Annotated in this window: 14 protein-coding genes; 9 read left to right on the top strand and 5 right to left on the bottom strand. The window is 68.1% G+C overall.

Annotated features, from left to right (window positions below; translation table 11 throughout):
* Nucleotides 1-978, bottom strand: a complete 978-nt coding sequence (locus PotMrB4_RS04415) for a DUF1852 domain-containing protein (protein WP_172432623.1) — start codon at nucleotides 976-978, stop codon at nucleotides 1-3.
* A 403-nt stretch (nucleotides 979-1,381) separates the two neighbouring features.
* On the opposite strand from PotMrB4_RS04415, the gene PotMrB4_RS04410 reads away from it, so the two are divergent.
* Complete coding sequence (locus PotMrB4_RS04410) at nucleotides 1,382-2,866, top strand: methylenetetrahydrofolate reductase C-terminal domain-containing protein (protein ID WP_172432622.1); 1,485 nt, start codon at nucleotides 1,382-1,384, stop codon at nucleotides 2,864-2,866.
* Between the two features lie 151 nt (nucleotides 2,867-3,017).
* Entirely contained in the window at nucleotides 3,018-4,154 is a 1,137-nt protein-coding gene (locus tag PotMrB4_RS04405; RefSeq protein ID WP_202119623.1) for a BaiN/RdsA family NAD(P)/FAD-dependent oxidoreductase, read from the top strand.
* Between the two features lie 18 nt (nucleotides 4,155-4,172).
* Here PotMrB4_RS04405 and cobF read toward each other — a convergent pair whose 3' ends face one another.
* Entirely contained in the window at nucleotides 4,173-4,937 is a 765-nt protein-coding gene (cobF, locus tag PotMrB4_RS04400; protein ID WP_044402414.1) for a precorrin-6A synthase (deacetylating), read from the bottom strand.
* A 392-nt stretch (nucleotides 4,938-5,329) separates the two neighbouring features.
* Here cobF and PotMrB4_RS04395 point away from each other — a divergent pair, with 392 nt between their 5' ends.
* Nucleotides 5,330-7,531, top strand: a complete 2,202-nt coding sequence (locus PotMrB4_RS04395) for an OsmC domain/YcaO domain-containing protein (protein WP_172432621.1) — start codon at nucleotides 5,330-5,332, stop codon at nucleotides 7,529-7,531.
* 33 nt (nucleotides 7,532-7,564) lie between these two features.
* Here PotMrB4_RS04395 and PotMrB4_RS04390 read toward each other — a convergent pair whose 3' ends face one another.
* Nucleotides 7,565-8,206, bottom strand: coding sequence for a DUF1109 domain-containing protein (locus tag PotMrB4_RS04390; RefSeq protein ID WP_172432620.1), 642 nt, complete (start codon nucleotides 8,204-8,206; stop codon nucleotides 7,565-7,567).
* On the bottom strand, nucleotides 8,193-8,783 hold the full coding sequence (locus PotMrB4_RS04385; RefSeq protein ID WP_044402425.1) for a sigma-70 family RNA polymerase sigma factor: 591 nt from the start codon (nucleotides 8,781-8,783) through the stop codon (nucleotides 8,193-8,195). The genes PotMrB4_RS04390 and PotMrB4_RS04385 overlap by 14 nt, the downstream gene beginning before the upstream one ends.
* A gap of 286 nt (nucleotides 8,784-9,069) precedes the next feature.
* Between PotMrB4_RS04385 and PotMrB4_RS04380 the strand changes: the two genes are divergently transcribed.
* Genes PotMrB4_RS04380 through PotMrB4_RS04365 form a run of 4 tightly spaced genes read left to right on the top strand, consistent with a single transcriptional unit; the run spans nucleotide 9,070 to nucleotide 11,404 of the window.
* Entirely contained in the window at nucleotides 9,070-9,351 is a 282-nt protein-coding gene (locus PotMrB4_RS04380) for a BufA1 family periplasmic bufferin-type metallophore (RefSeq protein WP_044402428.1), read from the top strand.
* A gap of 32 nt (nucleotides 9,352-9,383) precedes the next feature.
* Complete coding sequence (gene bufB / locus PotMrB4_RS04375; protein ID WP_394354033.1) at nucleotides 9,384-10,199, top strand: MNIO family bufferin maturase; 816 nt, start codon at nucleotides 9,384-9,386, stop codon at nucleotides 10,197-10,199.
* On the top strand, nucleotides 10,196-10,939 hold the full coding sequence (locus PotMrB4_RS04370; protein ID WP_172432618.1) for an HvfC/BufC N-terminal domain-containing protein: 744 nt from the start codon (nucleotides 10,196-10,198) through the stop codon (nucleotides 10,937-10,939). The genes bufB and PotMrB4_RS04370 overlap by 4 nt, the downstream gene beginning before the upstream one ends.
* Before the next feature lie 12 nt (nucleotides 10,940-10,951).
* Complete coding sequence (locus PotMrB4_RS04365; protein ID WP_172432617.1) at nucleotides 10,952-11,404, top strand: DoxX family protein; 453 nt, start codon at nucleotides 10,952-10,954, stop codon at nucleotides 11,402-11,404.
* A 7-nt stretch (nucleotides 11,405-11,411) separates the two neighbouring features.
* On the opposite strand, the gene PotMrB4_RS04360 is transcribed toward PotMrB4_RS04365, so the two are convergent.
* Nucleotides 11,412-11,645: a metal-sensing transcriptional repressor gene (locus PotMrB4_RS04360; protein ID WP_044402440.1), complete on the bottom strand. Its 234-nt coding sequence runs from the start codon at nucleotides 11,643-11,645 to the stop codon at nucleotides 11,412-11,414.
* A gap of 317 nt (nucleotides 11,646-11,962) precedes the next feature.
* On the opposite strand from PotMrB4_RS04360, the gene PotMrB4_RS04355 reads away from it, so the two are divergent.
* Complete coding sequence (locus tag PotMrB4_RS04355) at nucleotides 11,963-13,576, top strand: methyl-accepting chemotaxis protein (protein WP_172432616.1); 1,614 nt, start codon at nucleotides 11,963-11,965, stop codon at nucleotides 13,574-13,576.
* Nucleotides 13,577-13,849: 273 nt separating this feature from the next.
* A complete protein-coding gene (locus PotMrB4_RS04350; RefSeq protein WP_074972860.1) occupies nucleotides 13,850-14,911 on the top strand; it encodes an HD domain-containing phosphohydrolase in 1,062 nt (353 codons plus the stop codon).
* Nucleotides 14,912-14,963 lie beyond the last annotated feature (52 nt).

Below are 14,963 nucleotides of genomic sequence, written 5' to 3'. Positions count from 1 at the left end.
TTAGAGGGCGCAGTGGGCAGACCACTGCTCGAGAACAGCGCCGTACGGCTTGATGAAATGCGCCTCTGCAAAGCGTCCCTGCTCGACCGCCAGGCGGCTGCGCTCCTCGCGGTCATAGACGATGCGGGTCAGCGAATAGTCCTGGTGCTTCAAGCTCGGCTGATAGCGCGCGCCCGCCGCCGCGTTGGCGTTGTAGATCTCGGGGCGGTAGATCTTCTGGAAGGTCTCCATCGTGGCGATGGTGCTGCTGAGTTCGAGCGGGGTGTAGTCGTCCAGCAAATCGCCAAAGAAGTAGAACGCCAGGGGAGCCGCACTGTTCGGCGGCATGAAGTAGCGCACCTGCAGCCCCATCTTGCTGAAGTATTGCTCCGTCAGCGACGACTCGTTCGGCTGGTACTCGAAGCCCAGCACCGGGTGCTGGTACTCGGTGCGGTAGTAGGCCTTGTTGTCCGAGACGCTGAGGCAGATGACAGGGGGCTTGCTGAAGTGCGCCTTGTAGGCGTCCGAATTCACGAAACACTTGAACAGCTTGCCGTGCAACTCGCCAAACCCCTCAGGCACGCTGAATGCCGGCCGCCCTTTGTTGTGTTCGAGCAGCAGCACGCTGAAGTCGTAATCGCGCACATAGGAGGAGAAGTTGTTCCCCACGACACCCTCGATGCGCTCGCCGGTCGTGTGATCGATGATCGTCGTCTTCAGCACCTCGATGGCCGGGAAGGCCTCGCCCCCCGGCACCAGTTCGATGTCAGCGGAAACAATGTCGAGTGCCACGCCGTAGCGGTCCCCATTGGGGTTGTTCGCCTGCACCAGCGAGTTGAAGCGGTTGTCGATCATGCTCAGGGTGTTGCGCAGGTTTTCCCGGCGGCGCGTGCCCCTCGCCAGGTTGGCGAAGTTGGTGGTCAGGCGCGTAGTGCCCGAGGGCTGGTAATGCTCATCGAAGGCAATGCTCTTGATGCTGAATACAAGTTCTCTTTCCATCTCGGTCCACCAGAAACCCATTCGTGCCTGCCTTCCCAATCTCCGGGGCCACGCCCGGAAACCGTCGTCGCAGGCTGTTGCAACGTCATCGAGTGGGGCATCCTAGGCGCCGATAAACATGAACGAAAGCCAAGTTATTTCATCAGAGCATTAGCGTTACTCATGTTCACTGCCTGCAGTCCGGCACCCGCTCCCACGTCGTATCGACGCGAAACGGCGCTTGCAGACATAGGAGCACGCGCCCAGATGGGAGCCGTCGCAACGCCGTGATGGCGGCGGCCTGTCTTTTCCAATCAACTCCACTGCGTTTTCAGGCATCCCCCGCATGCCCGCCGGGCCCAGAATCGGGGCCACGCCCGGCGCTGAATGCCGATGATGCGAACCGACCCGGTACCGACGATTCATGAGCCTGTTGAGAGAAGCGCTGCACACGGGATCTTTCCTGTGCATCGTCGAGTTCGTTCCCAAGCCCGACACGGCGCGTTTTGCCGCCTTTGCCCAACTGATGGCGCGCGGTCACCTGTGTGGCTGGCCACTGTGCGCCGCCATGGCGGACCGGGTCGCCGGCCCGGCCGACGTACCACCCGCCGAAGCCGTCACCCGGCTGCCCGGCACGGTTCCCGCGCTGCTGCACTTCTCCGGCAAGGACCGCGAACGCAGGGACCTGCTGGCCCAACTGGAAACCATGACGGCGCAGGGCCTGGACCAGCTCCTGCTGCTCAGCGGTGACCGGGCCGCCCGGCATGCACCCGGTCAGCGCGAGGTCCGCTACCTGGAGTCCGTGCCGGCCCTGGAGATCGTGCGCCAGGCCAGGCCGGACTGGCTGCTGGGCGCCGCCCTCAACCCCTTCAAGTACCGCGAAGAGGAAGGCGGCGCGCAGTACTTCAAGGCCGAGAAGAAGCTCGCGGCCGGGGCCGACTTCCTCACCCTGCAACTGGGTTTCGACGCCCGGAAGCACCAGGAAGCCCAGCAGTGGATGCAGCGACAGGCGCACCCCGTCCCCCTGCTGGCCTGCGTCATGGGCCTGACCGGCAACCGCGCCGCGCTGCTGGAACGGGTGCCCGGGGTGGTGATCACCCCGTCCATGCGTGCCGTGCTGGCGGCGGAAGCCGCGATCTCCCCGGCCTATGCGGACGCACGCAGCCTGGACCGCCTCGCCCTGCAGATTCTCGGGCTGAAGCTGATGGGCTACGCCGGCATCCACCTCTCCGGTGTCCACACGGTCGAGCAGTTGGTGGCCCTGGAGCAGGCCATTGCTGCTCGTCAAGAGCAGTTCCACGACCTGGAGCAGTGGTGGAACGCCTGGGACGCCAGCTGGCACGTCGAGGGCGCTCCCCCGGTGGTGTTCAGCCCCGAGGACGCGGACTGGCGCCTGGGCGAATCCCGTGTGACGGCCAGTCCCCGGGAGCAGCTGCGCTACCACCTGCTGGCGGCCCTCCATCACCTGCTGTTCAGTCGCGACACCCTCATCAGCCGCGCCTTCGGCAGGCTGCTGGGCGGCCGCCTCTGGCGCACCTCATGGGGCGCGCGCTGGCTGCACCGGCTGGAGCGCAGCCTCAAGCGCCCGGTGGTGGGCTGCGACACCTGCGGCACCTGCCGCCTGGAGGCCACCCTCTACATCTGCCCGGAAACCTGCCCCAAGGGCCTGGCCAACGGGCCCTGCGGTGGCACTCGCCTGAACCGTTGCGAATTCGGCGACCGCGAATGCATCCACAGCATCAAGTACCGCACGGCCAAGGCGGTGGGGCAGACCCGTGTGCTGAGCGACCGTCTGATCCCGTGCGTGGCGCTCGAAACGCGGCACCAGAGCTCCTGGCCCCGCTGGTTCGATGCCCGTACCGAACGGCCCGCACCGCCGGCTGCCGCCCCCGTCCCCAGGGAGCACTGACACCCCAAACGCCCATCGGACGGCCCGGACGCGGCGCCCCTTGTGGATCGGGTAAGATGCGCCGCTTTCCGCCGCCAGACGCCACGCTCACGAGGTCCTCACCGTGCTATCCCCCCAGGTCATCATCATTGGCGCCGGTGCCGCCGGACTGATGTGCGCCATGAGCGCCGCCGCGCGCGGACGCCGCGTACTGCTGCTGGACCACGCCAACAAGGCCGGGAAGAAGATCCTCATGTCCGGGGGCGGCCGCTGCAATTTCACCAACCTGTATTGCGAGCCGGCGAACTTCCTCTCCCACAACCCGCACTTCTGCAAGTCCGCCCTGGCACGCTTCACCCAATGGGACTTCATTGCCCTGGTGGCCAAGCACGGCGTGCCCTACCACGAGAAAAAGCTCGGCCAGCTGTTCTGCGACCACAAGTCCAGCGACATCCTCGGCCTGCTGCTGGAAGAGTGCGAGCAGGCGGGCGTGGACCTGCGTCTGAACACCTCGGTCAGCGCGATCAGCCGCCACGAAGGGGGCTATCGCCTGGAGACCAGCCAGGGCCCCGCCCAGTGCGAATCCCTGGTCATCGCCACCGGCGGGCTGTCCATCCCCACCCTGGGCGCCACCGGCTTCGGTTACCAGGTGGCCCGCCAGTTCGGCCATACGGTGCTGCCCACCCGCGCCGGGCTGGTGCCGTTCACCGTCACCGATCCGCAGTTGAAGGCCCTGTGCGAGGCCCTGTCCGGCACCTCGGTGGAAGACTGCCGGGTCAGCTGCAACGGGCAGAGCTTCGTCGAGAACATCCTCTTCACCCACCGCGGGCTCAGCGGGCCGGCGATCCTGCAGATCTCCTCCTACTGGCAGCCCGGCGATGTCGTCAGCATCGACCTGCTGCCCGCCCTCGACCTGCCGACCTGGCTGGCCGAGCAGCAGCGCGAGCGGCCCAACAGCGAGTTGAAGACGCTGCTGGCCGAGCTGTTCACCAAGAAGATGGCCGGGCTGCTGGCCGAGCAGTGGTTCACTTCCAAACCGATGAAGCAGTACAGCCCTGGCGAACTGAAGGCCATCGCCGAGCGCCTGGGCAACTGGCAACTGGTGCCGGCAGGCACCGAGGGTTACCGCACGGCGGAGGTCACCCTCGGTGGGGTGGACACCCGCGAGGTGTCATCCAAGACCCTGGAGTCGCTGAAGTCCCCCGGGCTCTACTTCGTCGGCGAGGTGCTGGACGTCAGCGGCCACCTGGGCGGCTTCAACTTCCAGTGGGCCTGGGCCTCCGGCTACGCCGCCGCGCAGTACGTGTAGGGCCGCGCGAGCGGGGCGTCACGCGTCGCCTTCGCCCCCGCGCCGCAGCAGGTAGGTGTCCATGATCCAGCCGTTGGCCTCACGCGCCGCCTGGCGCACGCGGGCGATGTCCTCGGCCACGTCCTTGAGCTTGCCGGCTACCAGTATCTCGTCCGGCGTGCCGACGTAGGCCCCCCAGTAGATGTCGAGGTCCGGCGCGTTCAGACGCCGGTAGGTGTCCTCGGCGTCGAGCATCACCACCACGCTGTCGGCATGCGCCGGGAAGCCCTCGGCCAGGCGCCGCCCGGTGGTGATCTCGATGGTTCCGCCGATGCGGTTCAGCGGCACCTTGTGGCGCGCGGCCAGCGCCTGGACGCTGCTGATGCCGGGGATGACCTCGTACTCGAAGGCATGCCGGCCGTCCCGCAGGATGGCCTCGAGGATGCGGATGGTGCTGTCGTACAGGGCCGGATCGCCCCAGACCAGGAAGGCCCCGCATTCGTCCTCGCCGAGGTCGCCGATCAGGCGCTCGAACACCTGCTGCTTGGCCAGGTTCAGGTCCTTGACCGCCACGCCGTAGTCGCCGCCGCGTTCGCGCTCCGGGCTGCCCGCCTCAACGAAGCGGTAGTCGCGGTCCTTGATGTAGCGTTCGCAGATTTCCCGGCGCAGGTGGATGAGTTTTTCCTTGCTGATGCCCTTGTCCAGGATGAAGAAGACGTCAGCCTGGTTGAGCGCGTTGATGGCCTGGATGGTGATGTATTCGGGGTTGCCGGCACCGATGCCGATGATCAACAGCTTCTTCATGGAGAGACCCTCACGCGTTCGCAGGGCCGACATGTTGATGGCAAAGCCCCGACGAGTGAAGGATTTTCACCGCCCCAATTCATCGCCGCTGCTTCGCCGCCAGGCGCCCCTTGCCAGTCGCCGGCCGTCGCCGCAGCGGCCTGCCGCGTGCCTTCCGGGCAGCCACGCCTGGGCACTGGCGGCCAATTCCCCTATCCTTCCCGCCGGCGAACCCACTGCGGCATCGGCTACCGGTCAGCGGACCGGTCCCTGGCGCGCCCGCCCTCCTCGCTCCCGTCACGTCCCCCGAGTGTCTGCCTGCACGCCCTGGCCAGGGCCATGCGGATGACCGACGGGCGCCCCCGGAGTCGCCTCCTTCACCGTTCCACCCTTTCTTACGCTGGTGCCCCTGCATGGAAATCAAGGTCAATTTTCTCGACAACCTCCGCCTCGAAGCCAAGTTCGACGACTTCACGGTGATCGCCGACCAGCCGATCCGCTACAAGGGCGACGGCTCGGCGCCGGGGCCGTTCGACTACTTCCTGGCCTCCTCGGCCCTGTGCGCGGCGTACTTCGTCAAGCTGTACTGCCAGACCCGCGACATCCCCACCGACAACATCCGCCTGTCGCAGAACAACATCGTCGACCCGGAGAACCGCTACGCGCAGATCTTCAAGATCCAGGTGGAGCTGCCGGCCGACATCTCCGAGAAGGACCGCCTGGGCATCCTCCGCTCCATCGACCGCTGCACGGTGAAGAAGGTGGTGCAGCAGGGCCCCGAGTTCATCATCGAAGAGGTGGAGAACCTCGACGCCGACGCCCAGGCCCTGCTGATCCCCACCAGTAGCGGCCAGCGCACCTGCATCCCCGGCAAGGACCTACCGCTGGAAGAGACCATCGCCAACCTCTCCGGCCTGCTCGCCGGGCTGGGCATGAAGATCGAGATCGCCTCCTGGCGCAACATCGTGCCCAACGTCTGGTCGCTGCACATCCGCGACGCCAGCTCGCCGATGTGCTTCACCAACGGCAAGGGCTCGACCAAGGAAAGCGCCCTGGCCTCGGCCCTGGGCGAGTTCATCGAGCGGCTGAACTGCAACTTCTTCTACAACGACCAGTTCTGGGGCGAGGACATCGCCAACGCCGACTTCGTCCACTACCCGAACGAGCGCTGGTTCAAGCCCGGCCCGAAGGACGCCCTGCCGGCCGAGATCCTCGACGCGCACTGCCTGGCGATCTACAACCCGGACGGCGAGCTGCGCGGCTCGCACCTGTACGACACCAACTCCGGCAACACCGCGCGCGGCATCTGCTCCCTGCCCTTCGTGCGCCAGTCCGATGGCGAGACGGTGTACTTCCCGTCCAACCTGATCGAGAACCTCTACCTCAGCAACGGCATGAGCGCCGGCAACACCCTGGCCGAAGCCCAGGTGCAGTGCCTGTCGGAGATCTTCGAACGGGCGGTCAAGCGCGAGATCCTCGAAGGCGAGCTGGCCCTGCCGGACGTGCCCCAGGCCGTGCTGGCCAAGTACCCCGGCATCCTCGCCGGCATCCAGGGCCTGGAGGAGCAGGGCTTCCCCGTGCTGGTCAAGGACGCCTCCCTGGGCGGTGAATTCCCGGTGATGTGCGTGACCCTGATGAACCCGCGCACCGGCGGCGTGTTCGCCTCCTTCGGCGCCCACCCGCGCTTCGAAGTGGCGCTGGAGCGCAGCCTCACCGAGCTACTCCAGGGGCGCAGCTTCGAGGGCCTCAACGACCTGCCGCAGCCGACCTTCGAAAGCCACGCGCTGACCGAGCCGAACAACTTCGTCGAGCACTTCATCGACTCCAGCGGCGTGGTGTCCTGGCGCTTCTTCAGCGCCAAGGCCGACTTCGAATTCGTCGAGTGGGACTTCTCCAGCCAGGGCGAGGACAGCAACGCCGAAGAGGCCGCCACCCTGTTCGGCATCCTCGAAGACATGGGCAAGGAGGTGTACATGGCGGTCTACGACGACCTCGGCGCCAACGCCTGCCGCATCCTCGTGCCCGGCTACTCGGAGATCTACCCGGTGGAGGACCTGGTCTGGGACAACACCAACAAGGCCCTGCTGTTCCGCGCCGACATCCTCAACCTGCACCGCCTGGGCGACCGCGAGCTGAAATCGCTGCTGCGCAACCTGGAGAACACCGAGGTCGACGACTACACCGACATCACCACGCTGATCGGCATCGAGTTCGACGACAACACCGTGTGGGGCCAACTGACCGTGCTGGAGCTGAAGCTGCTGATCCACCTCGCCCTGAAGCGCTTCGACGAGGCCAAGGAGCTGGTGGAAGCCTTCCTCCAGTACAACGACAACACCGTCGACCGCGGCCTGTTCTACCAGGCCCTGAACGCGGCGCTGGAAGTGACCCTGGACGACGACCTGGACATGGCCGACTACGAGACCAACTTCCGCCGCATGTTCGGCAACGAGCGCATGGACGCGGTGCTGGGCTCCCTGGACGGCAGCGTGCGCTTCCACGGCCTGACCCCCACCAGCCTGAAACTGGAAGGGCTGGACCGCCACCAGCGCCTGATCGACAGCTACAAGAAGCTGCACGCCGCGCGGGCCCGCGCAGCCGCTGCGCGGGGCTGAGCCCCTGGCGGGCGCCTCTTCCCCGAAGGCGCCCTACCAGCGCAACAGACGGGGGCCGAGCACGGCCCCCAGCGCGGTGGGCAGCAGCATGCCCAGCAGGTACCAGACACCCCAGAACGGCACGCCCATCTCCGGGCAGTGCAGGCTGTAGGCCAGCGCCGACGTAGCGCCCGCCAGCAGGCCGGCGGCCGCGCCGGCCTGGCCCAGGCGCACCGGGGCCAGGCCCCGCAGGGCCCAGGTGATGGCCGCCAGGGTGGGCACCGCCAGCAGGCCGATGTTCAACGCGCAGGTGCGCCAGGTGCGGCCCAGCACCAGCTCGGGCCGGGCCTCGGCGGGCACGCCGGCCAGCGCCACGGCACCGCCGATCCACACCAGCACCACCGGCAGGGCCAGCAGGCCCCAGGCCACTCCGCCCTTCACCCCCGGCCGCGCCAGGCGGCTGCACAGCCACAACGCCAGCAGCGCCAAGCTGCCCGGCAGCGCCAGCTTGGCCCAGAACAGCGGGGTGCCGGCCACCTGCGCCAGGTCCGGGCGTACGCCGTACAGGCTGGCCATCAGCAGCAGTGCACCAAGGGCCCCGCCCAGCAGGGCCAGGCCGATGCGCCGCGCCAGGGCGCCGGTGTCGACGCCCGGGTCAGCGGTAGCCAGGAGGCTGATCAGGTCATCGGTCTTCATCGTTCTGCGTTCCTCGAATCAGGGCCGCCAGGGCCTTCAGGCCCCGGTGGATGTTCACCTTCACGGCGGAGCTGGACTGCCCGGTAAGGCGCGCCGTCTCCTCCACCGACAGGCCGTCCAGCTTGACGTGAACGATGGGCAGCCGCTGCCGGTCGGGCAGTTGCCCGAGCAGCCGCCCCAGGTCCCGCCGTGCCTCGGCGGGCTCGCCGTCCTCGACGGCCAGCAGCGTCTGCTCGCTGTCCTCCAGCGGGTCCTGCAGGGCCTCGCGGCGGGCGAACCCACGGAAATGGTCCGCCAGCTTGTAGCGGGCGATGGCGTAGACCCAGGCCGTCAGCGGCTGGTCGGCGCGGTAGGTATGGCGGGCGTTGTGCACCGCCAGCAGCACCTCCTGCAGCAGGTCCTCCACATCGGTCGGGCGGCTGGCCAGGCGATGGCGGAGAAAGCCCCGCAGGTAACCGCCCAGTGCCGTGAGAAAGCCCCGGTAGGCCGCCGCATCACCGGCCATGCCGCGCAGCAGCAAGCCCTGAAGCTCGGCTTCGCGCTGGTCCAGGGTGGCCTGAGGGTCAGTTCGTGACATGGGCGGGTCGGGTTACACCGGGGGTCGGGAAAAGTGGCTCGGGGCGACGAACGGCAGGCGAGGGTCCGTCGTGGCGGCGGTTTTTAATACGTTAGGAGGCGCCAGGGCAAATCTCCACACCCGCGCATGCGCACGCCCGCAGGCGCTCCAGGGCCCAGCCGGTGCGGTGTTGCCGGGCGTGCAAAAAAAATTTCGCCCCCCCTGTAACCGTTTCCGCAAGGCCGACGAACTCTCTCACGAGCCGGCGACGCAGCGTCGCGGCCATCCCACCTTTCGGAGAGATTCCATGAAAACCATCGCCCTCACCACCGCCGCCCTCGCCCTGGCCTCCCTCGCCGGTGCCGCCTTCGCCGACGATATGAGCGCCAAGCCCGCCGGGGCCATGGAGAAATGCTACGGCGTGGCCATGGCCGGCCAGAACGACTGCAAGGCCGGTGCCGGCACCAGCTGCGCCGGTAGCTCGAAGAAGGACTACCAGGGCGACGCCTGGAAGAACGTTCCCGCCGGCACCTGCACCTCGATCAAGACGCCCCACGGCATGGGCTCGCTGACCCCGATCAAGGGCTGAGTGGAGCGCCGACCGTGTCCGTCACCCACCGCCTGGGCGCCGGCCTGGGCCTGAAGCCGGCGCACTTCGCCGAGGCCCTGGCCTGCGAGGCCGAGGGGCTCTGGTACGAGGTGCATCCGGAGAACTACATGGTCGGCGGGCCACGCCTGGCCTGGCTGGAGCGGGTGGCCGAACGCCACCCGCTGTCGCTGCACGGGGTGTCGCTGTCACTGGCAGCCGATGCCCCGCCGGACCCGGCGCACCTGGCACGCCTGCGCGAGCTGGCCGACCGGGTACGGCCGGTGCTGGTGTCCGAGCACCTGGCCTGGTCCGCCTGGCGCGGCCAGTACCACCCCGACCTGCTGCCCTTCCCCCGTACCCTTGAGGCGCTGACGCGCATCGCCGACAACATCCAGCGCACCCAGGACGCCCTGGGCCGCCCCATTGCCGTGGAAAACCCCAGCCACTACCTGCGCCTGGACGGCCACGCCTTCGACGAGATCGACTTCCTCGCCGAGCTGAGCCGGCGCACCGGCTGCGGCCTGCTGCTGGACCTGAACAACGTCCACGTCAGCGCCCACAACCTTGGCTTCGACCCGCTCGCCTACCTGGACCGCTTCCCCGCCGAGGCCGTCGTGGAGCTGCACCTGGCGGGCTACAGCGAGGACGCCAACGGCCCGTTGCTGATCGACAGCCACGACGCCCCGATCGACGAAGCCGTGTGGGCCCTGCACGCCCACCTGGTGCAACGCATCGGCCAGCGCCCGACGCTGATCGAGCGGGACGACAACCTGCCGGCCTTCGCCGAACTGCTGGCCGAACGGGCACGCGCCCAGGCCCAGCTGCAACGTGCGCGGGAGGCGGCATGAAACTCGCCGAGTTCCAGGACGCCTTCGTCGACGCGCTCTACCAACGCCCCCACCCCGGCCTGGAAGCGCTCAGCGCCCAGCCGGCGTTCGCCGTCTACCGCAACACCGTGATCAAGGGCTGCGTGGATGCCCTGTGCGACAACTTCCCCGCCGTCCAGCGCCTGGTGGGCGAAGCCTGGATGCGCGCCGCCGCCGCCCACTTCGCCGAGCAGCATCCCCCTCAGGACGCGCGCCTGGTGCACTACGGCGCCGGCTTCGCCGACTTCCTCGACAGCCTGCCGGCCACCCGCGAGCTGCCCTACCTGGCCCCGGTGGCGCGCCTGGAATGGCTCTGGCTGGAGGCCTTCACCGCACCGCTGGAACCGGCACTGACCCTGGCCGGGCTGGCCGGCCACGACCCGGCAGGGCTCGACGCCCTGTGCCTGCGCCCCCGGGCCGGCGCGCGCTGGCGCTGGTTCGACGAGCAGCCGATCCACACCCTCTGGCACTGCAGCCGCGAAGGCCTGCCGCTGCCCGAACCCCTGCCGTGGCACGGCGAAGGCGTGCTGCTGGTGGCCTCGCCCGAAGGCGTACACAGCCAAGTGCTGGGCCCCGGCGGCTGCACCTTCCTCGACGCCTGCGCCGCCGGCCTGCCCCTGGGCGAAGCCGCAGCCCAGGCCCTGGCCCGCGAACCCGCGCTGGACTTTACCGAACTGCTGGGCCGGCTGATGGCCCTCGGCACCTTCTCCCCCCTCGATTGAAACGGAGCCCCCATGGCCATCACCCTCCCCGCCCGACCGTTACGCTGGAACCGCCTGGCCGACGGCCTGCAACGCCTGCTGCCGGATGCCCTCCTCTATCTGCTGGTGCGCGTGGGGATCGCCTCGGTCTTCTTCCTCTCCGGCCGCACCAAGGTGGAAGGGCTGCTGAGCATCACCCCCGGCACCTACGAGCTGTTCCGCAGCGAGTACGCCCTGCCGCTGCTGCCGCCGGAGCTGGCGGCGCACCTGGCCACCTACGCCGAGCACCTGTTCCCGCTGCTGCTGGTGCTGGGCCTGGCCACGCGCCTGTCGGCCCTGGCCCTGCTGGGCATGACCCTGGTGATCGAAGTGTTCGTCTACCCGGACGCCTGGTCCACCCACCTGTCGTGGGCGGCCCTGCTGCTGGTGCTGGTGGGACGCGGCGCTGGCGCCTGGTCCCTGGACCGGCGCCTGGGCCTGCATTGAAAGGGCGTCAGGTGTACTTGGTGAAGATGGCGCGGACCCGCGCCAGGGTGGCCTCGGCATCCTGGCCGGATTCGGCGAAGGCCTCCTCCAGCAGGCACGCCAGCATCTCCTGGTAGGCCTTGTCGAGTGCCTTGCGGGCGGCGCTGAACTGCACCGCGATGGTTTCGCACTCTTCGCCCCGGCGGATCATCGCCTGCAGGCCACGGACCTGCCCCTCGACACGGGCGAGGCGGTTGAGCATGGCTTCCTGGGGCGTGGTGTCTCGCTTTCGGCTCACGGTGGGTGTCCATCAGGGCTGGAGGGGGTATCACGGCCACCGAAGCGGCGGGCGTGGGGCCGATGTTAGCGCCGCCCAGGCTCGGCAACCAGCACCCCGCTCACGCCATTCGGCGGACAACTCCCTCGCAATACGGCCTCTTCCACGGCCCATACCCAGGCGGGTATGAGAATCAGTCCCGGACACGCTCGCCCCTCGGATTCGCCAGACACGGAAACCTCGGCTTAAGTGTCTAGAGCAACCGCCGATAGCCCGGTAGTCCACCGACGGGGAGTCCAGTCATGTCCATTCGCAGTTACCGCGTTTCCACCCGAATCGGCGCCGGTTTCGCCGCCCTCGTCCTCCTGCTGCTGGCGGTGGGAGCCGGCTCGCTGTGGCAGATGGGGCACATGGACGAAAAATCCGAGGAGGTCCAGAGCAACTGGCTGCCCAGCATCATCGCCCTGGAAGACGTGGGCATGAGCGCCATGCAGATGCGCAACGCCACCCTGCGGGCCTACATCGACTACAACCCGCAGACCCGCCAGCGCGTCATGGACGAACGCAACACGCTGGCCGGCAAGGAAGAGACCTACCGCCCGCTGATCTCCAGCTCGGAGGAGAAAGCCAGCTACGAACGCTTCGCCGCCGCCCGCCAGGCTTACCAGGACACCCAGACGAAGATCTTCGAGATGCTCGACGCCGGGCAGAAGGACCAGGCCCTGCAGCTGGTGAATGGGGTGCTTAACCAGCACGGCGGGAAGATGACCGAGGCCCTGCAGGCGCTGGTGCAGATCAACAAGCAGGGGGCGAGTACCGCCGCCGATGCCAGCGGCGCGGCTTACCACGAGGCCAAACTCCTGGTGCTGGTGATCCTCGGCGGCGCCCTGGGATTGGCCATCGTGCTGGCGGTGGTGCTTTCGCGCAGCGTGGTGCACCCGCTGGCCCAGGCGGTGGGCGTTGCCCAGACCGTGGCCGCCGGCGACCTGACCCGGCCGATCCCCATCGAGGGCCGCGACGAAGCCACCCAACTGATGGAAGCCCTGCGCGCCATGCAGGACAGCCTGCGCCGCACCATCAGCCATATCACCGACTCCTCCGCCCAGCTCGCCTCGGCCTCCGAGGAGCTGCACGCGGTGACCGAGGACTCCACCCGTGGCCTGCAGCAGCAGAACCACGAGATCGAACAGGCCGCCACGGCGTGCAACGAGATGAGCGCTGCCGTGGATGGCGTCGCCCATAACGCCTCCATCACCCTCGACGCCTCGCGCCAGGCCGACACCGCCGCACGAGAGGGCAGCCGGCAGATGACCGAAACCGTGCATGCCATCAGCGCCCTGGCCGGCGAGGTGAACACCAGCGCCGAGCGGGTCGGAAACCTCGCGCAGCAGATGCAGAACGTCGGCAAGGTGCTGGACGTGATCCGCTCCATCGCCGAGCAGACCAACCTGCTGGCCCTCAACGCTGCCATCGAGGCCGCCCGTGCCGGCGAGCAGGGCCGCGGCTTCGCCGTGGTGGCCGACGAGGTGCGCCTGCTGGCCCAGCGCACCCAGGAATCCACCCTGGAGATCGAGCAGATGGTCGGCCGCCTGCAGCAGGAAGCCACCAGTTCCGTACAGACCATGCAGGACAGCACCGAACTGGCCCGCGACACCGCCCAACTCGCCGAGCGGGCCAACCAGAGCCTGCAGGAAATCTCCCGCACCATCGCCGCCATCAACGAGCAGAACGTGATGATCGCCAGCGCCGCCGAAGAGCAGGCCGCCGTGGCCCGCGAGGTGGACCGCAGCCTGATCAATATCCGCGACCTCTCCGCCCAGACCGCCGCCGGCGCCCAGCAGACCAGCGCCTCCAGCCAGGACCTGTCACGCCTGGCCGTCGACCTCAACCGGGTGGTGTCCTCGTTCCGCCTCTAGCAACCGCGCCATTCGTCGGAAACCTCCTACGCCCCGGCCCGCCCAACGGCAGCCGGGGAGCGCGCCCTTTCAATGCAACCACGCGCGACATGCCGGCAAACAGCCACTAACCAGCCTCTGCAAAGCAAAACGGTGACCGGATGGCCGTGTATTTTCCGCCTATACCTTCTGTACCGCTGGCCCGGGCGCGACCAAGGTCTACCTGACCGCCTTGCGAGCCGGCGGGATGATCAGCAGGCGAAGCCCCGATTCGAAGGGCCGTGGAGCAACCTGATGTTTTCCGAGATCCCCTCCGATGCACGGGTCGTCATCGTCGACGATGTGGCCCACAACCTGAAGTTGCTGGAGTGCAGCCTGAAGGCCTTCAAGCTGCGCAACGTCGTGTGCTTTTCCGACTCCGCGGAGGCGCTGAACTGGCTGCAGCGCGAATCCTGGGACCTGCTCCTGCTGGACCTGGACATGCCCCAGCCCGATGGCTTCGCCATCCTCGAGGCCCTGGCCAACCGCGATCGGGCAAGGGCCCCGGTGATCATCCTCACCGCCCTCAACGACCCGGAGAACCGCCGCCGTGGTCTGGAACTGGGGGCCAACGACTACGTCACCAAGCCCCTGGACCTGCCCGAGCTGCTGCTGCGCATCCGCAACTGCCTGCACCTGGCACAGGCCACCGAGTGCCTGCAGCACCTCAACGAGCACCTCGAACAAGAGGTGCGCGAGCGCACCGAGCAGTTGAACGAAAGCTACCGCGCCGCCATACGCGGGCTCAGCCGGGCCGCCAGCTACCGCGACGACGAAACCGGCGAGCACATCCTGCGCATCGGCCGCTCCGCCGCCCTGCTGGCCCGCACGATCGGCATGTCGGAAACCTGGTGCGAAACCATCCGCCTCGCCGCCCCCATGCATGACCTGGGCAAGATCGGCATCCCCGACCACATCCTGCGCAAACCCGGCCCCCTCACCGACGAAGAGCGCCGGACCATGATGAAGCACCCCGACATCGGCTACGGCATCCTCCACGAGGAGCGCGGCACGCTGCTGATCGACATGGCCGCCGAGATCGCCTACGGCCACCACGAGAAGTGGGACGGCAGCGGCTACCCGCGCGGGCTGGCCGGGGAGGACATCCCCCTGGCAGCACGGATCGTCGCCGTCTGCGACGTCTACGATGCCCTGCGCTCCCCACGCCCCTACAAGCAGGCCTGGGACCTGGAGCGCGCCCAAGCCCACATCCTCGAGCAATCCGGACGGCACTTCGAACCGCGCCTGGTGGAAGCCATGCGCGCCTGCTTCGACCAGATCGAGGCCGAACGCCAGCAGGAGCAGATCCGCCTCTGACCGCCGCGATTGTTACGCCCTGCGGAAAAGCCCTTCCTCCGCCAACGGCTTT

Source organism: Metapseudomonas otitidis (assembly GCF_011397855.1).
In the GTDB taxonomy this organism is placed as follows: Bacteria; Pseudomonadota; Gammaproteobacteria; order Pseudomonadales; family Pseudomonadaceae; genus Metapseudomonas; species Metapseudomonas otitidis.
The sequence above is the reverse complement of the archived record's forward strand: the minus strand, read 5'-3'. Positions and strand labels throughout refer to the sequence as shown.